Source organism: Arthrobacter humicola (assembly GCF_022803015.1).
Lineage (GTDB): Bacteria > Actinomycetota > Actinomycetes > Actinomycetales > Micrococcaceae > Arthrobacter > Arthrobacter humicola_A.
On the sequence record NZ_JAFKON010000001.1, the window covers coordinates 986,136 to 1,004,278 of the forward strand.

17 protein-coding genes and 1 pseudogene are annotated in these 18,143 nt (G+C 66.1%); 13 read left to right on the forward strand and 5 right to left on the reverse strand.

What is annotated here, in order from left to right; genetic code table 11:
• The first annotated feature begins 2 nt into the window (after nucleotides 1-2).
• The gene (locus tag ARTB_RS04585) at nucleotides 3-2,300 is read left to right on the forward strand and encodes a DUF5682 family protein (RefSeq protein WP_243177909.1); all 2,298 of its coding nucleotides are present in this window, start codon (nucleotides 3-5) and stop codon (nucleotides 2,298-2,300) included.
• Complete coding sequence (locus ARTB_RS04590; RefSeq protein WP_243177910.1) at nucleotides 2,297-3,487, forward strand: VWA domain-containing protein; 1,191 nt, start codon at nucleotides 2,297-2,299, stop codon at nucleotides 3,485-3,487. The genes ARTB_RS04585 and ARTB_RS04590 overlap by 4 nt, the downstream gene beginning before the upstream one ends.
• Before the next feature lie 72 nt (nucleotides 3,488-3,559).
• Here ARTB_RS04590 and ARTB_RS04595 read toward each other — a convergent pair whose 3' ends face one another.
• Both ARTB_RS04595 and ARTB_RS04600 read right to left on the reverse strand, forming a co-directional pair.
• Entirely contained in the window at nucleotides 3,560-3,883 is a 324-nt protein-coding gene (locus ARTB_RS04595; RefSeq protein ID WP_028276623.1) for a hypothetical protein, read from the reverse strand.
• A gap of 12 nt (nucleotides 3,884-3,895) precedes the next feature.
• Nucleotides 3,896-5,359, reverse strand: a complete 1,464-nt coding sequence (locus ARTB_RS04600) for a protein adenylyltransferase SelO (RefSeq protein ID WP_028276624.1) — start codon at nucleotides 5,357-5,359, stop codon at nucleotides 3,896-3,898.
• Nucleotides 5,360-5,463: 104 nt separating this feature from the next.
• Between ARTB_RS04600 and ARTB_RS04605 the strand changes: the two genes are divergently transcribed.
• Nucleotides 5,464-6,048, forward strand: a complete 585-nt coding sequence (locus ARTB_RS04605) for an HhH-GPD-type base excision DNA repair protein (RefSeq protein WP_028276625.1) — start codon at nucleotides 5,464-5,466, stop codon at nucleotides 6,046-6,048.
• A gap of 15 nt (nucleotides 6,049-6,063) precedes the next feature.
• On the opposite strand, the gene ARTB_RS04610 is transcribed toward ARTB_RS04605, so the two are convergent.
• Nucleotides 6,064-7,107 carry a Gfo/Idh/MocA family protein gene (locus ARTB_RS04610; protein WP_243177911.1) on the reverse strand — a complete coding sequence of 348 codons (1,044 nt, stop codon included), beginning with the start codon at nucleotides 7,105-7,107 and terminating at the stop codon, nucleotides 6,064-6,066.
• 356 nt (nucleotides 7,108-7,463) lie between these two features.
• On the opposite strand from ARTB_RS04610, the gene ARTB_RS04615 reads away from it, so the two are divergent.
• The 3 genes from ARTB_RS04615 to ARTB_RS04625 all read left to right on the forward strand — a co-directional run bounded on the left by ARTB_RS04615 (nucleotide 7,464) and on the right by ARTB_RS04625 (nucleotide 11,016).
• On the forward strand, nucleotides 7,464-8,912 hold the full coding sequence (locus ARTB_RS04615; protein ID WP_243177912.1) for a sugar porter family MFS transporter: 1,449 nt from the start codon (nucleotides 7,464-7,466) through the stop codon (nucleotides 8,910-8,912).
• A 164-nt stretch (nucleotides 8,913-9,076) separates the two neighbouring features.
• On the forward strand, nucleotides 9,077-10,099 hold the full coding sequence (locus ARTB_RS04620; protein ID WP_243177913.1) for a LacI family DNA-binding transcriptional regulator: 1,023 nt from the start codon (nucleotides 9,077-9,079) through the stop codon (nucleotides 10,097-10,099).
• 119 nt (nucleotides 10,100-10,218) lie between these two features.
• Nucleotides 10,219-11,016, forward strand: coding sequence for a hypothetical protein (locus tag ARTB_RS04625; protein ID WP_243177914.1), 798 nt, complete (start codon nucleotides 10,219-10,221; stop codon nucleotides 11,014-11,016).
• Nucleotides 11,017-11,048: 32 nt separating this feature from the next.
• Here the strand turns inward: ARTB_RS04625 and ARTB_RS04630 are convergent, their stop codons facing one another.
• Entirely contained in the window at nucleotides 11,049-11,198 is a 150-nt protein-coding gene (locus ARTB_RS04630) for a hypothetical protein (RefSeq protein WP_243177915.1), read from the reverse strand.
• 48 nt (nucleotides 11,199-11,246) lie between these two features.
• Between ARTB_RS04630 and ligD the strand changes: the two genes are divergently transcribed.
• A complete protein-coding gene (ligD, locus tag ARTB_RS04635) occupies nucleotides 11,247-12,491 on the forward strand; it encodes a non-homologous end-joining DNA ligase (protein ID WP_243177916.1) in 1,245 nt (414 codons plus the stop codon).
• Between the two features lie 54 nt (nucleotides 12,492-12,545).
• Here ligD and ARTB_RS04640 read toward each other — a convergent pair whose 3' ends face one another.
• Nucleotides 12,546-12,965: a nuclear transport factor 2 family protein gene (locus ARTB_RS04640; RefSeq protein ID WP_243177917.1), complete on the reverse strand. Its 420-nt coding sequence runs from the start codon at nucleotides 12,963-12,965 to the stop codon at nucleotides 12,546-12,548.
• A 536-nt stretch (nucleotides 12,966-13,501) separates the two neighbouring features.
• Here ARTB_RS04640 and ARTB_RS04645 point away from each other — a divergent pair.
• The 6 genes and pseudogenes from ARTB_RS04645 to ARTB_RS04670 all read left to right on the forward strand — a co-directional run bounded on the left by ARTB_RS04645 (nucleotide 13,502) and on the right by ARTB_RS04670 (nucleotide 18,121).
• Nucleotides 13,502-14,314 (forward strand): MBL fold metallo-hydrolase, encoded by an 813-nt coding sequence (locus tag ARTB_RS04645; protein WP_243177918.1) that lies wholly within the window; start codon nucleotides 13,502-13,504, stop codon nucleotides 14,312-14,314.
• 149 nt (nucleotides 14,315-14,463) lie between these two features.
• Nucleotides 14,464-15,489 carry an NADPH:quinone reductase gene (locus ARTB_RS04650; RefSeq protein WP_243177919.1) on the forward strand — a complete coding sequence of 342 codons (1,026 nt, stop codon included), beginning with the start codon at nucleotides 14,464-14,466 and terminating at the stop codon, nucleotides 15,487-15,489.
• A 723-nt stretch (nucleotides 15,490-16,212) separates the two neighbouring features.
• A complete protein-coding gene (locus ARTB_RS04655; protein WP_243177920.1) occupies nucleotides 16,213-16,443 on the forward strand; it encodes a hypothetical protein in 231 nt (76 codons plus the stop codon).
• Between the two features lie 92 nt (nucleotides 16,444-16,535).
• A pseudogene (locus tag ARTB_RS04660) lies at nucleotides 16,536-16,723 on the forward strand (glutathione-dependent formaldehyde dehydrogenase); the annotation flags it as partial.
• Between the two features lie 33 nt (nucleotides 16,724-16,756).
• Nucleotides 16,757-17,791, forward strand: coding sequence for an NAD-dependent epimerase/dehydratase family protein (locus ARTB_RS04665; RefSeq protein WP_243177921.1), 1,035 nt, complete (start codon nucleotides 16,757-16,759; stop codon nucleotides 17,789-17,791).
• A 75-nt stretch (nucleotides 17,792-17,866) separates the two neighbouring features.
• On the forward strand, nucleotides 17,867-18,121 hold the full coding sequence (locus ARTB_RS04670; protein ID WP_243177922.1) for a hypothetical protein: 255 nt from the start codon (nucleotides 17,867-17,869) through the stop codon (nucleotides 18,119-18,121).
• Nucleotides 18,122-18,143 lie beyond the last annotated feature (22 nt).

Genomic DNA, 18,143 nt, shown 5'->3' on the forward strand with positions numbered 1-18,143 from the left:
CGATGACAGACGTCTACGTCCTGGGGATCCGGCATCACGGCCCCGGTTCGGCGCATTCGGTCGCCGAGGCGCTGGCATCCCTCCGGCCGGATCTGGTGCTGGTTGAAGGTCCCCCGGAACTTGACCAGGTGATTCCGCTGCTGTCCGATCCGCAGATGACGCCGCCCATCGCCGGGCTGATCTACGCAGCCGATGAGCCTCGGCTCGCTTCCTTTTACCCGATGGCGAGCTTCTCGCCGGAGTGGGTGGCGTTTGGCTGGGCGCTTTCCACCGGCACCCAGGTGCGGGCGATCGACCTGCCCGCGGCGCACACCTTCGCCCTCCGCATGGCTCCCGCGCCGGACGGGCCAACAACAGCCATCGACGACGGCGATCCCCCCGTGGATGGCGCCGAACCTCCCGCCCCGATGCAGCAGCCGTACCGCCCCGATGCGATTGGGATGCTGGCCGGCGCCGCCGGCTACACCGATCCGGAGCGGTGGTGGGAGGACGCCATCGAGCAACCGAATACAGACCCCGTCGAGCGGTTCGCGGCGTTGACCGAGGCCATCGCGGAGATCCGGGCGGCCGACGACAGGCCCAGCAGCCATCCCGACGTTATGGAGAACAACCGTCGGGAAGCGGCGATGCGCCGCCTGCTGCGTGCCGCCATTCGCGAAGGGCATGGGCGGATCGCCGTGGTGTGTGGTGCGTACCATGCGCCTGCCCTCGTGCCCTCAGGCTTTCCCCCGGTCTCTGCCGACAACAAGGTGCTGGCCGGGCTGCCCAAGGCCAAGGTCGCGGTGACTTGGGTGCCATGGACCTCGGACCGGCTCAGCTTGCGCAGCGGCTATGGGGCCGGTGTCACTGCGCCCGGCTGGTACCAGCACCTCTTCACACACTGGATGGCGCAGGAGCCCGGCACGGACGTGTCCACTACCTGGCTCGTCCGGGTAGCCCATGCACTGCGCCGTGAACACCTCGACGCATCGACTGCCTCTGTAGTGGACGCCAGCCGAATGGCGAATGCCCTTGCCGCCGTCCGTGGACGGCCCAGCCCGGGACTGTCCGAACTGGACGACGCCGCGCAGGCAGTTTTGTGCGACGGTTCACCTCTGCCGCTGGCCCTGGTCCACCGTGAACTCACCGTTGGGCTCGAGCTGGGGAATGTACCGGAGTCTGCGCCCACAGTCCCCCTGGCCGCCGATCTGGCAGCCACTCAACGCAAGCTCCGGTGGAAACCGAGCGCCATGGAAGAGGTCCTTACCCTTGACCTGCGCAAGCCAAACCAGCTGGCCCGCTCGGTTCTGCTGCACCGGCTGGCGCTGCTTGGAGTGCATTGGGGCACACAGAGCGAATCCGGCCGGACGACGGGCACGTTCAAGGAGGTGTGGACACTGAACTGGGAGCCGGAGCTAACGGTGGCCGTGGTGGAAGCCAGCCGCTACGGCACTACGGTCGCCTCCGCTGCCGCGAACTGCGTGGCCGAACGCGCCCAGGACGCAGGCAGCCTGACGGCGCTCAGCGAACTGCTCGCAAGCTCCCTGCTCGCTGACCTGCCGGACGGCATCGGCGGCGTGGTGTCGGTCCTTGCCGAGCGCACCGCCTTGCAACAAGACGTCGCGCCGCTGCTGGAAACCATCGCCCCCCTTGCCCGGACCTGCCGGTACGGCAACGTGCGCGGCGTGAACGTCACGGGCGTACGGAAGATTCTTGACACGACGGTTGTGCGGGCGTGCGTGGGGCTGCCCACTGCCTGCGCCGGGCTGGACGACGAGGCCGCCGACACCATGCGACGCGCCGTCGATTCGGCCCAACAAGGCCTCATTTTGCTGCCCGACCTGCCACCGGACGACTGGCACCGGGCGCTTGCCGCCGTCGCAGGCTCGGACGGCATCCACGGCTCGGTGGCAGGTCGGGCCACGAGGCTCCTTCTGGACGCAGGCCTGGTCGACGGGAACGACGTCGCGGCGACGCTGAGCCGGCGGCTCTCGATCGCCACTCCCTCACGGCAAGCCGCCGCTTGGCTGGACGGCCTCATCTCCGGAGACGCAACACTGCTGATTCATGATCGGCGGCTCCTGCAGATCGTGGACGACTGGGTCGCCGGGGTGGACGACGCCATCTTCGACGACGTCCTGCCGCTCCTGCGCAGGACATTTTCAGCATTCAGCCGGCCGGAGCGGCGCGAGATCGGAGAGCAAGTCAGCCGCATTGGCGACAAAGTGGGCATCGTCAGCCAGACCGACCTGGACCTGACCGCCGCGGGCCCCGCGGTCCGGACGATGGCCAGGTACCTCGGATGGGAGGCGATCGCGTGACCGACGCAGATACCGACGACCGCGGCCGGTTGGGCCGCTGGCGCCTTGTGCTCGGCGGCCATGAGGCCGACGGCGTCACCACAGCGGAGGGACACAGCGTCGTCCTCTCCACCGCTGACGCCCGGCGCGACCGGGCCCTGGAGGACTTGTACGGAGCCGAAGAAAAGAAGGGCCGCGGGGGTCTGGGCGCGTCCAGCCCTCGCGTTGCCCGCTGGCTCGGCGACATCCGGGGCTATTTCCCGTCCACGGTGGTCCAGGTGATGCAGGCCGACGCCATGGACCGGCTCGGCCTTCGGCAATTGCTCCTCGAGCCGGAGATGCTGCGAACCGTGCAGCCCGACGTCGGGCTGGTGAGCACGCTCGTCGGCCTCGGCCGTGTCATCCCCGAGCAGTCACGCGAGACCGCCAGGACAGTCATCCGTCAGGTGACGAACGAGCTTGAGGACCGTCTGCGCTCCAAGACGATACAGGCGCTCTCCGGAGCATTGAACCGGGCGGCACGGACACGACGGACCCGGCATCGGGACATTGACTGGAACAGAACTATCGCCGCAAATCTTAGGCACTACCAGCCCGCATACCGGACGATCGTGCCCGAGCGTGTGGTCGGGCACACCCGGCGCAGCACCGAGGTCCAGCGTGAAATCATCCTGTGTATCGACCAGTCCGGGTCGATGGCCGAGTCCGTGGTCTACTCCAGCGTGTTCGGGGCGGTGCTCAGCTCGCTGCGGTCGGTGCGGACCCGCCTGGTGGTCTTCGACACGGAGGTTGTCGACCTGACGGACGAGTTGGACGATCCGGTTGATGTGCTCTTTGGTGTGCAACTCGGCGGCGGCACGGACATCAACCGCGCCCTGGCATACTGCCAGGACCAGATCACCCGGCCCACCGAGACGATTCTGGTGCTCATCAGCGACCTCTACGAAGGCGGCATTGCGGAAGAGATGCTGCAACGGGCGGCCACGATCGTCGGGTCGGGGACGACCATGATCGCGCTCCTGGCGTTAAGCGACAGCGGTCATCCGTCGTTCGACTCAGACCATGCCAGGGCACTTGCCGGAATTGGCGTCCCGGCCTTCGCCTGCACGCCCGACCTGTTCCCGGATCTGATGGCCGCGGCCATTGAACGCCAGGACGTGGGCGAATGGGCAGCCGCCCAGGACATCCCGACGAGCCACGAGGGTTAGAGGGTCGGCGGCTTGCCCGGCACGGTACCCGGTCCGGGAAAGACCGGGAAACGGAAGTTTCCCCGAAGGTGGCTACGTGTTGAGGTCCCAGTGGACACGGATCGCCTCGGCAACCGGCCCAGCGGTGACATCAATCCGGAAAGCAACGGGCGCGGTCCCAGTCTCCTCGATGACGGCGTCATGGTAAACGCGGCCGCAAGAGGAGCACAGGGTGTAGAGATCCTCGTCCTCAGGCCAGGTAGCCAGCCCCGCGGGCACGGGAACGTTTCCGCCAATGTGTACGGGCATTCCCTCCGAGTTGGCCTGAATCAATCCCTCGCTGCTGACGGTATTGCCGCAAACGCAGGTGATGGTGGTGACGTCATGATCGATGACCTCGGCGAATTCGGTATCCATGATCAGCTCCCCTCAGGTTCCGCAGAAGGTTCGGTACGGGCCAAAGCTTTCCGGGGCGGCAGCGGCGTAGCGCTCGAGGCCGGACCGCTCGTCGAAAGGTGCGGCGACTGCGTCCAGCAGCCGTGCCAGCGGATCCAGGTTTCCGCCGGTAGCGGCCGCCAGGGCCTCCTCCACCAGGTGGTTCCGCGGGATGTAGACCGGGTTGACCCGGTCCATGGCGTCAGCATCCGGCGCCAAGGCACGCCAGCGCCCTACCCAGGCATCGAAGGCTGCGGTGTCCAGGACCTGGGCCCGCGCGGCTTCGGCACGGCCGCGGGCGGCTTTGCCGAGGTGCCGGAAAAACGAGGTGTAGTCGGCCCGTGACTCCTGCATTAAGGCCACAACTTCATCCACGAGAGCCGAGGCCACGTCGTCGTCGAGCCCGTCACGGAACCCCAGCTTGGCCTTCATGCCTGCCGACCAGGCGTCACTGTACTGCCGGCGGAACTCGCCGAGGGCTCCCACCGCGAGCTCCACCGCCTGCTCCTCGTCATCGTGGAGCAGGGGCAGAAGCGACTCCGCGAGCCGGGCAAGATTCCACTCCGCCACCACCGGCTGGTTGCGGTAGGCGTAGCGCCCGCTCTCGTCGATCGAACTATAGACGGCGGCCGGGTCGAAGCCTTCCATGAAGGCACACGGCCCGTAGTCGATCGTTTCGCCCGAAATCGTCATGTTGTCGGTGTTCATGACCCCGTGAACGAATCCGACGAGCATCCACTGGGCCACCAGCGAAGCCTGGGCGGATATGACCGCTTGGAAGAGTGCTAGATAGCGGTTCCCGGCCTCCGCGGCGGCGGGGTGGTGACGGGTCAGGGCGTAGTCGGCGAGGCGGCGAAGGAGGCCGATGTCGCCCGTGGACCGGGCGTACTGGAAGCTGCCCACGCGCAGGTGGCTGCTGGCTACCCGGGTCAGAATGGCGCCCGGCAGGAGCGTTTCGCGCTGCACCGAACGTCCCGTCGCGACGACGGCGAGGGAACGGGTCGTGGGGATGTGCAGCGCGTGCATCGACTCGCTCACGATGTATTCGCGCAGCATGGGACCGACCACCGCCTGGCCGTCCCCGTTGCGGGCAAACGGCGTGCGTCCTGATCCCTTGAGGTGGACGTCGCGGAGCTGCCCGTCCGCGTGCCCGATCTCGCCCAGCAGGAGCGCGCGCCCGTCGCCGAGGCGGGGGGCGTACCAGCCAAACTGGTGGCCGGCGTAGGCCTGCGCCACCGGACTGGCATCGGCAGGGACGGCGTTGCCGGTCAACAGGCGCAGACCCTCCGGACTCCGGAGGAAGGCCGGATCGAGGCCCAGCTCAGTGCCGAGGTGCTCGTTGAGCACCAAAAGGTGCGGCTCGGGCGCCTCCTCCGCGCGCCAGGGAATGGCCATCTCCTGGAACTCCCGGGCGAAGCGGCCATCAAATGTGACGGTTGAATGCGCTGTGCCACTCATCTTTCAAGGATACCGGCCACAGCGTCAGCAATGCCGCTGGTCGCGGCGGAGCAGATTCGGGCCGGTGCCATGACGTGGCGCGGAGCTGGTGGCAGGATGGGCGCATGGAACTGCACATCACGGGCGACCCCGCCGCCGACCAACTGCTCAGCAATGACGCGTTCGCACTCCTCGTTGGCATGCTGCTTGACCAGCAGGTGACCATGGAGTCTGCGTTTGCCGGACCCGAAAAGATCCGGACACGCATCGGGTCCATGGCCCCTGCCGCAATCGCCGAATACGACCCGGCCGGCTTCGTTGAGATCTTCAAGGAGCGTCCATCCATCCACCGCTTCCCCAGCTCCATGGCCGGCCGCGTCCAGGACCTCGCCGCGACCGTCCAAGGCGATTGGAATGGGGACGCAACTGCCATCTGGAACCAGGACGGCCCGGACGGTGAGGAAGTGCTGCGCAGGTTGAAAGGCTTGCCCGGCTTCGGGGAGCAAAAGGCCAAGATCTTCCTTGCACTGCTCGGCAAGCAGTGCGGCCTGCAGGCGCCAGGCTGGCGTGAGGCCGCCGGCCCCTATGGCCAGGAGAGCGCATTTCTTTCCGTCGCCGACATCGTGGACCCCGATTCGCTGAAAAGAGTGCGCGCCAGCAAGCAGGCTGCCAAGGCCGCCATCAAGGCCGCGAAGGCCTCCGAGCACTGATAAGGAGGGCCTGGATCAGCGGCTTCCAATGGCTTCGCCGGGGAAAACGATGCCGAGCTGGTTCCTGACGGCGTCGGCGACGGCCATGGTCCGGATGGATTCGGCGAGCGGCCGCTGCGGAACCTCCAGCCGCCCCGCCGCAATGGCGCTGGCGACGGCGGCAGCCTCGAAGTGCAGGCCCTCGAAGTGCGCTCCGGCCGGCTCCTCGTAGGCCAGCCGGGTACCGTCCGGGAAGTGGACGCTGAAGTTGCCTGGCATGTTAAAGGGCCCGTCAATTGACAGTGAAGCCTCGGTGCCCACAATGGTGGCGGACGTCGGCGTGAAGTTGTGCAATTGGGTGTTCATCATGGCCTGGCGTCCGCCGGCAAAGGACATGACGGCCGACAGCTGGGCATTGACTCCGGATTCGTGCGGTTCACCGAGTGCCAGGAGGCGGTCCGGTTCGCCCAGGACGGACGTGATGAGCGAGAGCGGATAGGTCCCCAGGTCCAGCAACGGGCCGCCCGCCAGAGCCGGGTCAAAGATCCGGTGGCTGGGGTCAAAGTGCTCACCGTATTCGGCGAAGACCGTAGTAAGGTCCCCGAGCATTCCGGAGTCGAGCACTTGTCGGATGACGTCGAACTTGGGCAGGAAAAATGTCCACATGGCTTCGGCGGCGAACCGGCCGGCGTCGGCGGCCCGGCTGGCGATGCCGGCCGCCTGCGCGCGGTTGATGCCTATCGGCTTTTCGACCAGAACGTGCTTGCCGGCGTCGAGCGCCATGAGGGCGGCCTCGTAGTGGAAGTTGTGCGGCGTGGCCACGTAGACGATGTCGACGTCGGCGGCGGCCAGCTCCTCATAGCTGCCGAAGGCAGCGGTGATGCCGTGCCGTCCAGCAAAGGCTTCGGAACGGTCCAGCGAGCGGGACCCGATTGCGGCGATAATCTGCGAGGTGTGCGCCTGGACGGATTCCGTAAAGCGCTCCGCAATCCAGCCGGGACCCATGATCCCCCAGCGGAGTGGTGGTGCGGTTCGGGAATCCGGGACCCGGGACACCGGGAGTGAGGAGTTCCCGGTCATGTGCCGGCTTCCATTGTGTTGACATCGATTCGCATAAGACTCATCGCCCTTTCCTGGATTTGTCCTGACATAGTAACAAATCGCTTCATCGGTAAAAGCCTGAAGAAATACCCGCTCCACCCCGGCGCCACACGCACCAGGCTTCCGGCATCCTCCCTGCTGCCGCGCCCGCACGGACTTGCCCCAACCGGCCGCCTCCAGGACACCCGTCGACCCTTTGAGCGCATGTCAAGACAAACTCTTGACTGTGGCGTTAGAGCGCTCTAACGTAGAAGGCACGTGATCCAGCGCACTCCCGGAGAACGCTCCGAATTCAAAGTCCGCCCTTCAGGTCGGCCGAATCGAGGAAGTCAACAATGTCGTTGCACACAGCAAGCTCGCCCGCCTCGGGCTCGAAACATCGCGGATATCTCGCCCGTCTCACTGTCATCTCCACACTCGGCGGACTCCTGTTCGGCTACGACACCGGTGTCATCTCCGGTGCGCTGCTCTACATGCAGGACTCCCTGAACATGAGCCCCGTAGAAGAGGCCACCGTCGTCAGCGCACTGCTCTTCCCTGGTGCCGCGGTGGGCGCGCTGAGCGGCGGCAGGCTCGCCGATAAGCTCGGGCGGCGCGGCACGCTGCTCGTCTGTGCGCTGCTCTTCCTCCTCGGAGCGATAGGCTGCGCCATCGCGCCGACCGTCGGGTTCATGGTGGCGGCCCGCGTCATCCTCGGTCTTGGCGTCGGCGCCGCCGCCGTGACGTGCCCCCTCTACCTTGCAGAAATGGCGCCTGCACACCTGCGCGGACGCATGGTCACCATCAACGAACTGATGATCGTGACCGGCCAGATGCTCGCTTTTGCCATCAACGCACTCCTCGACGCCGTCATCCACGACTCCGAGGTCTGGCGCATCATGCTTGGTATTGCCTCCATCCCCGCCATCGCACTCCTGATCGGCATGCTCGCCCTGCCCGAATCGCCGCGCTGGTTCGCTATCCGCGACAGGCTCGACGACAGCCGCCGCATCCTCAACCTCAGCCGCAGCCCTGAGGAAGCCGATTTCGAGTACAAAGAAATCGTTGAGTCCGCGAATACCGCCCGGAACGAGCGCTCCAGCGCCTGGCGCGATCTGAAGAACAATCCCTGGATGCGCCGGCTCCTCTGGGTCGGCATTGGGCTCGCCGCAGCCCAGCAGGCAACGGGCATCAATACCGTGAACTACTACGCCCCCACCATCCTCGAGCGCAGCGGCCTCGGGGTGAGCGCATCGCTCGTGGCAACCATCGCCGTCGGTGTGACGTCGGTGCTGATGACCGTCCTGGGCATCTGGCTCCTGGGCTTCGTCGGGCGCCGCCGCATGCTGGTCATCGGCTTCTCCGGGGTCGTGGCTTCGCAGGCACTCCTCGCCGTCGTCTTCACGCTCCCCCAGTCGGACCTCGTCAGTTACACCATTCTGGCGGCGATGATGCTGTTCGTGGCCTTCGTGCAGTGCTTCATCGGCACGTGCGTGTGGCTACTGCTCTCCGAGATCTTCCCGCTGGCCATCCGCGGCTTCGCGATGGGCATTGCGGTGTTCGCACTCTGGACCGTGAACGCGGCGATCTCCTTCCTGTTCCCGATCCTGGTCGTCGCCCTGGGCTCAACCGGCACGTTCACCGTGTTCGTGCTGGTGAACATTGTTTCCCTGATCTTCGTGGCGAAATTCGTGCCGGAGACGAAGGGGCAATCCCTGGAAGAGCTGGAGGTGCACTTCCGCACCGGAGGCATTCCAATCATCGTGCCTCCCACGGTACCGGGCGAGAAGGCGGTATCTCTCTGAGAATCGATCGTCCGCAGCCATTGCCGCCGGGCCTCCCCCACGGGACAGACATGCGGCCGGCGTCACGCAGTGGAACCGGTGCGGTTGCCCATGGGGCGGCGGCCGGAACCGCTGTGTTTCCCGCGATACGCTTGCCGGCAGGAGGCCATTAGTCCAGGAGCGAAATGAACCAGCATGGAGCGGCCAAACGCGCCACCATTGAGGATGTGGCGCGCGAGGCCGGCGTTTCTCGCGCACTCGTTTCCCTGGTGCTGAGGGGTTCACCCAAGGTGAGTGAACAAAGAAGAGAAGCTGTTGCCACCGCCATAGCCGCACTCGACTACCGGCCCAGCAATGCGGCCCGCTCGCTCGCCAGCGGACGGACGCAAACAGTAGGAGTGCTGCTGGACGACCTCTCCAATCCCTGGTTCGTGGAGCTGCTCGACGGCATGCAGAACATCTTCCGGGAGCAGAACCTTCGGATGGTCCTCGGCGATCCCCGCTATCTGGCCCGCCCAGGGGAAAGCCCGGTGTCCGCCTTCTTGGAATTGCGCGTCGACGGCCTCGTCATCGCCGGAGACTTCTCCGCCGATGAAGACCTCACCCGCGCCACACTGCTCACGCCAGCCGTCGTCGCCGGCACCCGCGCCTTCGACCTCCCGGCAGCGGACCGCGTCAGCAACGACGACGCCGCCGGCGCCCGGATGGCCGTCGAACACCTGATTGGTCTCGGCCACAGCGACATTGCCTTCCTCACCGCTCCCACCGGGTCCGCTACCGTGCGGGCCGACGCTTACCGGGACACCATGACCCGCCACGGCTTGCAGAACTACATCCGAGTGATACCAACAGACTTGAGCGAACATTCCGGCTTTGAGGCAATGAGCCGCCTTATCGACGGCGGCCTGCCCCCCTCAGCGGTCTTTGCCGCCAACGACGTCCTCGCCGTCGGTGCGCTCTCGGCCGCGGACGAGCACGGCATCAGCGTGCCGGCACAACTCTCACTGGTCGGATACGACAACACCTATCTCGCCGGGATCCGCCACGTCTCCCTGACCACCGTCGACCCCGTCAGCCGGGACGTAGGCATCCGCGCTGCGGAGTTTCTCCTTGCCCGCATCGCCGACCCCTCCCTCCCGCCACGTACCGAAGTGCTGGCCCCGCGCCTCGTCGTTCGAAGCACCACCGCTCCCGCCGCCCACACCTGACACCCCCGGCCACCCAAGGCGGGCCGGCGGCCGCTACCCTCTGTCGTGGTGCAGTGGCCCTGACTAGACTTGAATTGCGCCGGATTAGACGCATGGATTCGTCTCTGGAGGGCAGTATCATGACAGACCGCAGCGACTCCGAATTGCCCGCGGATCAGGCGCCCGCGGACGAGAAACCAGAAGACAAGGAGCTCCGGGGCCGGTACGTCGAAGGAGCGTACGGTAAGGCTGGCGTGCAGAGAGGCCGGCACGCCGAGGACGAGGAGGGCCAATACGTCCAAGGTGACTACGGTGCGGGCGGCAGGGAGGGCGGCCTGCCCGAACCCTTGGGAGACCGAGCCAAGGAATCCGGGCGCTACGTGGCAGCCGACTACGGCGGCGCTGGTACGGTTCCGGGACGCACGGCCGGGTCGGAAATCGGCCAGTACACCGAAGGTGACTACGGTGCGGACGGTACTGTAGATCCGCTGCGCAAGGCCGGAACAGGTACGCCTGGCGAAAAGCCGATGACCGAGGCGCACGGTGGCCACGACGCTGAACCGCAGGCCCGGAACGCCTCGTCGGGTGCCGCGGCCCAGAGCGATGACTCCCGCAGCGGTGCAGATGTGCGCGAAGCGGTCGACATCGCGGAGGCGGGTACCAAGGCGCAGGGGGATCACTCGCATCCGGAACGGGCCAAGACAGGCGAGGCGCCTGTGGAGCAGGTGTTCAACGACCCCGCCATGACCGAGGGGCAGCGGACCGTGACGGACTCCGCAGAGACATCCGGATCTGTACCGCCGGGACCCTCACCCGCCGAAGCCGGATCCGGTGGCGCCCAGTCCGCGGTTGGGGCCCGGGAGTCGGACCGACTCGCGGCGGGCGAGCCGCCGGCCGCGGGCAAGCCCTTCGACGCCGGCAGCGAGGAGGGCACTTAGAGCGCCTGCCCGGGTGGGCAAGCAAGGACGTATCACGAGGCGATTCCGGGCTGGTAGGTGCCGGCGCTCCATTCCTGTCCCTGGGGATCGAGCACCCGGCAGCGCCGGGCGCCCCATTGGGTGTCTTCGGGCTCGATCACTGAGGTTCCGCCCGCAGCGAGGGCGAATAACTTGGCGTCCATGCCGGAATGCTATTCCCAAGCGCAGCCGTCCGGAACTAGCGTGGCGGAATGAACTCGTCGAAGACCCCCGCCGAGATCCTCAACATTGCCGGCAACGAGGTTCGCATCTCGAGTCCGGACAAGGTGGTGTTCCCCGAACCCGGACTGACCAAGCTCGACCTGGTCCGCTACTACCTCACCGTCGCCGACGGTGCACTGCGCGGCGCAGGCGGCCGGCCCATGGTGCTCAAGCGCTTCCCGAAGGGGATCGGCGCTGAGCCGTTCTTTCAGAAGCGCGTGCCTGAAAACCACCCCGACTTTATCGACACGGCAACGCTGCACTACGCGTCCGGAACATCTGCCGAAGAGGCCGTCATCCGGGATGCTGCGGGCTTGGCGTGGGTCGTGAATCTTGGATGCCTGGACCTCAACCCTCACCCCGTGCGTGCAGAGGACCTCGAGCACCCGGACGAGCTCCGGGTCGACCTCGACCCGATGCCGGGGGTCGACTGGGCGCAGATCGTCGATGTCGCCTATGTCGCGCGGGAGGTGCTCGACGACGTCGGACTGGTGGGGTGGCCGAAGACGAGCGGTTCGCGGGGACTCCACATCCTCGTGCGCATCGCGCCTCAGTGGTCGTACCGCGACGTGCGGCTCGCCGCCGAGACCCTCGCCCGCGAGGTCGAGAACCGCGCTCCGGGCCTCGCCACCGCGCGGTGGTGGAAGGAGGAGCGCGGCGAGAGTGTGTTCGTCGACTTCAACCAGAACGCCAAGGACCGCACCGTGGCATCGGCGTACTCGATCCGGCCCCTGCCCGATGCCCGGGTCTCGACTCCGCTCAATTGGGACGAGGTTACCTCCACCCGGCCGGAACAATTCACGGTGCCCACTGTGCTTGAGCGCTTCGCGGCGATGGGCGACCCCCACGCCGGGATCGACGACGCGGTAGGGACGCTCGACAGGCTCATCAGTCTGGCTGCCGGGCTCGGCCCCGCCGAAAAGCCGCCGCGCGGCAGCGACGGCCTGGGCCGCCGGCAATCGGTAATGCCGCTCATCGAGGTGGCACGGACCAAGACCAAGCCCGAGGCGCTCGCGGCGCTCGAGGAATGGAAGACCCGGCATGCGGACCTCTTGTCAGCCCTGCATCCCGCCGACGTACTCGTCGACGGAATGCGGGGATCGAGTTCGCTCTGGTACCGGGTCCGGGTGAACCTGCAGCACGTCCCGGAAAATGAGCGTCCGCCGCAGGAGGAGCTCATCGCCGACTACGACCCCTGGGCGGGCAAAGAGTGGCCGGGGCGCCCTGGATCCTGACCGCCGGCTCCTGAACACCGTCCTGACACCGGCTCCTGACACCAAGGACGGGGCTCAGGCGTCCTGAGGCTTGTCCGGCTGCGCCAGGGTGTCTGCGTGGCGATGGGCGACCTTCCATTCGCCACCCTCGCGCCGGTAGACCTGGGTCACGCGCAGTGTGTAGTCCCTCGGCTCTCCGTTTACCGAGGTGCTCGTATGCTCGTACCCAACGGTGTAGGCCATGTCCCCGATCACGTCGGCAGCAATCACCTCGTGCGTGTATGACGTGCAATACGAGAAGGATGCTTCCAGCTGATGGAAGATGCGCCCCACGTCCTCGGGACCGCTGCCGGACGTCCACGCGCCGAGCACGGTAACGGGCTCCCTTCGGGACCAGATGGCGAACCGCGGCCCGGCGTCGCCGTTATGCAGGGCGGTCTCGGCGTCCTTGAGACGCGACCCAACCCAGGCCATGAAGTCATCCCGCTCACTCACGTCGGACCTCCAAAGGGCTCACTGTCCGTCAACGGCAGGATACGTCCATCGCCGTCCAGGCCGTCCCGGCCCCGCCATCCTAAGCGTGCCTCGTGGTGGCTGCAAGGGTTGGCGTGACTTCTGCCCCGGGCCAACTGCGGGCCAGAGGCCTCGTCCCGATTCCAAGCTTTCCGCAAGGGGGTTCAGGCAAGATTCGGTCCGAGAGTATCCCAATTGATTGCGGGGTGGTTGTTATGGATGAGAAACCGAGAAGGAAACTCTCTGCCCTATTTTGGGTGGTTTCCGTTGCCGTTCTGGGAGCACTTGGGGCATTGGGCTGGTATGCGGTGAACGTCATAGCCGCCCTGTTGTCCCCGTCGGTGCGTTGAATACGCCTCGACGCTGCTGACACCCAATTCGACGCACACCCGGATTGCGGGATTCATTTTGCGGCTGCCATCGCGGGCGGTTGATAGCGGCATAGGCTTCCCGACGACGTCGGGCACGCTTACGGTGGGCAAGAGGAGCAGGACACAAGGCCTTAGAAGGGACCCACCATGCTGATCTGCGCAACTTGCGCCGTGGAACACGACGAACCTGCCCCGGGGGTTTGCCCGATCTGCGCCGATGAGCGGCAGTATGTGCCCGATGACGGACAAAAGTGGCTCACACTGGACGGGCTGGCGCAGGAGGGCCAGCAAACGGTGTTGAAGGAGAACGAGCCGGGCCTTGTCGGGATCCGGACGGAGCCAAGAGTCGGGATCGGCCAGACCGCCCAGCTTGTGGCGACACACGAGGGTTCGCTGTTGTGGGATCCGGTCGGATATGTCGACGACAGAGCTGTGAAGGCAGTGCTCGAGCGGGGCCCGGTCCTGGCGATCGCTGCCAGCCATCCGCACATGTTCGGCGTGCAGGTCGAATGGTCGCATCGGCTCGGCGGCGTCCCCGTACTCGTGGCCGACGCAGACCGGCTATGGCTGGGGCGCAATGATCCGATCATCGAATACTGGTCCGGCAGTCAAACCATCGCAGAAGGGTTGACCCTGCACCAGACCGGGGGCCATTTCCCGGGCAGCGCGGTGGTGCACTGGGCTGCAGGAGCCGGCGGCAAAGGAGTTCTGCTGACCGGTGACAGCGTGTATCCGAATCCAGACCGTCGCTCCATCGCCTTCATGCGCAGCTACCCGAACCACGTGCCGTTATCCGGCGCGGTGGCGGTGCGAATCGCCGCACAACTGGGAGAGCTCAAGTTCGACCGAATCTATGGCAACTTCAACAATGTAATCGCGTCCGGCGCCAAGGCCATTCTGCACGATTCCGCACAACGGCACGCTGCTTGGGCGCGCGGCGACTTCGACCATTTGACCTGATCAGTCCATTTCCCCTTTTGCGTTAGCGTGGGATCAAGCGCCGCAATAGACGTCAGAGGTATCCGAGCCATCATGGCGACAGGAGGACCCCGGGTTCTTACGGCGCACCCATCCCGTCCCCCTATGAAAGCCGAAGAAGCGGAGTAACAGTGAAGGCCATCGTGTACGAAAAGACAGGACCCTCGTCCGTGATGACCCTTCAGGACAGGCCACTGCCGGCACCCGGACCGGGCCAGGTCAGAGTCCGGGTGGTGGTCTCCGGCGTCAATCCCACCGACTGGAAGTCCAGGGCCGGCGGCGGGAGCGGAAGCAGGCTGGGGGCACCAAAAGTGCCCAACCAAGATGGTGCCGGCGTTATCGACGAGCTTGGATCCGGCGTGCCGGGGCTGTCCGTCGGCGATCGTGTTTGGCTCTGGGACGTCGCCTGGGGCGGCACCGAGGGCACAGCCCAGGAGTACGTGACGGTGCCGGCCGCGCAGGCGGTTGCCCTTCCAGACATGGAATCCTTCGACACGGGCGCATCCCTGGGGATCCCGGCACTGACGGCACATCGTGCACTGACCGCCAGCCAGGACGGGCCGGCCAGGCTTTCGCCGGGCGCCCTGGGAGGGCGGGTGGTGCTGGTCACCGGTGGCGCGGGTGCGGTGGGCCACGCGGCCATTCAGCTCGCCCGCTGGGCCGGGGCAACCGTCATCGCGACCGTGAGCGGGGAGCGGAAAGGTGAACTTGCCCGCCGGGCCGGCGCGCACAGTGTGATCAACTACCGCACTGCCGACGTCCCGCGGGCCGTGCATGAGGCAGCCCCTGGCGGCGTTGATACGATCGTCGACGTCAATGCTCCGGCGAACATCGGCAATGACCTCAAGGTGGTGAAGCCGGGGGGAACCATTTCCATTTATGCTGCCAACCCCGGCGAATCCTTGGCCATTCCCATTCGCGAGAGCATGGGCAAGAACGTCCGATTCCAGTTCATCCTCACGTACACCGTGACGGAGCAGCAGAAGGCGGCGGCCGTTGCCGCCGTCGCCGAGGCCCTGAAAGCGGGGGCATTGCGGGTCGGCGATGAACACGGACTGCCCCTCACCCGCTTTCGACTCGAGGAAACCGCGGCAGCGCACGACGCCGTAGAACAAGGCTTCGTCGGGAAGGTCCTGGTCGACGTGTCCGCGGCCTGATCCCCTCTGCTTGCGCCGGCCCAGCTGGGCCGCTCACCTACGCGGATCGCTGCTGGCTACCGCGGCGGGGTGTTCCCTCCGGCCCGTGGCGGCGCCGCACAGCTCTCCGTTCGCGAGGTGGAGACCTGCCTTGCGGCCATCGTTGCCAGCCCTGTCAGGAATTCCTGCACGTCAGGGCTGCGGGGACACCTCAGGTCCCGGCGCGGGACCCGCGACAGTACCTTGATCCTCCCTCGGGTCCCTTGCGATGTGACGGCCTCCACCGCTTCCGCCGACACTCATTGCGCCGGGTACGATCGGCTCTCCACCTGTGGCCGCCTCGCCGCCCCGGGGCGTCGGTGCCGGGGCATGGTCCGGATCGACCACCGGAGAGAACGCCTCACCATCGATGCCAGCGCCGTCGGCTTCAGTAGATTCGCGTTTCGTCGGTGCGGGCGCATCATTTTCAGGAACCTCACTCATGACCCCACGCTAGGCCTTCCCACCCAGCGTGTCGAGGCTCGGCTCCGCCGCCGAAGAACACAGCTTGCGGCATTCACTCCAGCACCCGGCTGCCCCTTTCTTGGACCGAAGTCGGCGCTCCCTTTTCGCCTTGCGAACTACTAAGCATGCTGATTAAATACTTGTGACGATCGGGTTCGACGTCGACGGAAAGGGCCACCAATTCGGGTTCTGCCCAACACGGGGCACGCACTCGCGTCCAAACGGGAGGTTTAGGAGTAGATGACCAAAACGGAAGACGCCGCAGGCACAGTTAAGTACAGGCTCCGCGATGTCCTTCAGGGGCAGGTCCTATGCCTGGCCGGCGCCAACTTCGCAGTCGTAGCCAAGCGCCGCCAGGACCGGCTTGTCCACCTCGACCTGGAGACAGACGACAAGGCATCGGCAGCGTTGATAGGTATGCCCGGCGCACGGGTCCGACTCCTCGAGGGTACGTCGGCGACGCCTCAATAAGGAGGAGAAAAATGGCCCCCGATGGTCCCGGCCCCTAGGACGACTGGGTGGGTGGTATCCACGAGTTCCCTCAGCAGGTGGAGCGGCCCAGCAATGTGCGCAGGTGGACCGACGATCTGCTCCCCCCGGTGGAAGCCGACCGTGATCCGCTGGGAGTCATGCATCCAGTCACCACAGGGGTTCACTGGAAGAGGCGGCAGAACTCTATGAGAAGTTCCAGAAGAAACAAGATGGCTGCATCACGGTTGTACTCAGGCCCTGCTCTCCAGAGCAAGGGTGAGTTATCCCCCTCAAATCACACTGAGGAGAACGCATGCGCATTGTCATAACCGGAGCCACGGGACACGTCGGTACGGCACTCTTGCAGCGCCTCCAGGAAGCCCGCGCCGAGGAGGACGCCAGTCTTGACCTCGTCGGTGTTGCCCGCCGCGAACCCGAGAAGGACGCGGCCCCGTACCGCGACGTGGAGTGGCATTCGATAGATCTCGGGACCCCCAGTGCCCAGTCCGCCTTGGAGACGGCCCTCGCCGGGGCCGACGCCCTGGTCCACTTGGCGTGGCTGATCCAGCCCAATCATGATCGGGAGCTCCTTCGCCGGACCAACGTGGCGGGGACTGCCCAGGTCCTTGCGGCAGCCCGTACCGCCGGAACCGGGCAGGTCGTGTGCGCATCGTCAGTGGGCGCCTACTCCCCCGCTCCCAAATCCCCGAGGACCAAGGAGAGCTGGCCGGCCGGCGGCATCCAGGGCTCCCATTACAGCGAGGACAAGGCTGCGCAAGAGAAGCTCTTGGACGGCTTCGCAAAGGAGAACCCCGACGTCGTCGTGGCACGGCTCCGACCCGCGCTGACGTTCAGCGCAGAGGCCGGGAGCGAGGTGGGCCGCTATTTTCTTGGCAGTGTCCTGGCACGGCTCGTTCCCCGTAGGCCGCGGCTGCCCGTGGTGCCCATTCCGCAGGAGCTGGTTTTCCAGGCGGTGCACGCCGCCGACGTCGCGGACGCCTACTGGCGCGTGCTGCAGAGGCGGGCTCGCGGTGCCTTCAACATCGCGGCCGAACCCTTCCTGGATCCCAATGCGCTGGGGTGGGTTTTCAATGCTCGCCGGGTGATGCCGTTACCGCTTCCGGTACTGCGCGCCGTCGTCGAGGTCAGTTGGCGCTTGCGGCTGCAAGCGACCGACGGCGGGTGGATTGACATGGCGTCCGGCGCACCCGTCATGGATACCGCGCGGGCGCACGACCTCCTGGGATGGACCCCACGACGGTCCTCGCTCGAGTCATTGACCGAAATGCTGGACGGCCTGGGGTCCGGCAAAGGCCGGGAGACTTCGCCCCCGCTCGCGCCGCGGTAACGGTCCACGCAGCCCGACGCCCCCGGACCCGCCGACTAAAACTGAATATTCTCTCAATCGCAAAAGGGAGACATCATGCAACAGAGACAAAATGCAATGGCGAAAATCGTGCGCGCCACCGTGGTCTCGTTCCTCTTTGCTGGCGGCATGGCTTTCATGCCGGTCCAGGCGGATGCCAGTGCCGCAACGCCCCCGCAGGTGACCAGCTCGGCGCTCGGAAATCCGGCTGAAACTCCGGGACGCCTTGCGTTTGGCAGAAGCTCATGGGAAACCCCGTTCTGGGTGGTCTCTACCGGAGCCTCTGGCAGTTGCGAACAACAGCGAATATAATAAGCATGCTGATCAATTCGCT

Bases quoted from the DNA above. Each gene is read 5' to 3' on its own strand.
- ARTB_RS04585 (WP_243177909.1), top strand. From the start codon at position 3: ATGACAGACGTCTACGTCCTGGGGATCCGGCATCACGGCCCCGGTTCG.
- ARTB_RS04595 (WP_028276623.1), bottom strand. From the start codon at position 3,883: ATGGATACCGAATTCGCCGAGGTCATCGATCATGACGTCACCACCATC.
- ARTB_RS04600 (WP_028276624.1), bottom strand. From the start codon at position 5,359: ATGAGTGGCACAGCGCATTCAACCGTCACATTTGATGGCCGCTTCGCC.
- ARTB_RS04605 (WP_028276625.1), top strand. From the start codon at position 5,464: ATGGAACTGCACATCACGGGCGACCCCGCCGCCGACCAACTGCTCAGC.
- ARTB_RS04610 (WP_243177911.1), bottom strand. From the start codon at position 7,107: ATGACCGGGAACTCCTCACTCCCGGTGTCCCGGGTCCCGGATTCCCGA.
- ARTB_RS04615 (WP_243177912.1), top strand. From the start codon at position 7,464: ATGTCGTTGCACACAGCAAGCTCGCCCGCCTCGGGCTCGAAACATCGC.
- ARTB_RS04620 (WP_243177913.1), top strand. From the start codon at position 9,077: ATGAACCAGCATGGAGCGGCCAAACGCGCCACCATTGAGGATGTGGCG.
- ARTB_RS04625 (WP_243177914.1), top strand. From the start codon at position 10,219: ATGACAGACCGCAGCGACTCCGAATTGCCCGCGGATCAGGCGCCCGCG.
- ARTB_RS04630 (WP_243177915.1), bottom strand. From the start codon at position 11,198: ATGGACGCCAAGTTATTCGCCCTCGCTGCGGGCGGAACCTCAGTGATC.
- ligD (WP_243177916.1), top strand. From the start codon at position 11,247: ATGAACTCGTCGAAGACCCCCGCCGAGATCCTCAACATTGCCGGCAAC.
- ARTB_RS04645 (WP_243177918.1), top strand. From the start codon at position 13,502: ATGCTGATCTGCGCAACTTGCGCCGTGGAACACGACGAACCTGCCCCG.
- ARTB_RS04655 (WP_243177920.1), top strand. From the start codon at position 16,213: ATGACCAAAACGGAAGACGCCGCAGGCACAGTTAAGTACAGGCTCCGC.
- ARTB_RS04665 (WP_243177921.1), top strand. From the start codon at position 16,757: ATGCGCATTGTCATAACCGGAGCCACGGGACACGTCGGTACGGCACTC.
- ARTB_RS04670 (WP_243177922.1), top strand. From the start codon at position 17,867: ATGCAACAGAGACAAAATGCAATGGCGAAAATCGTGCGCGCCACCGTG.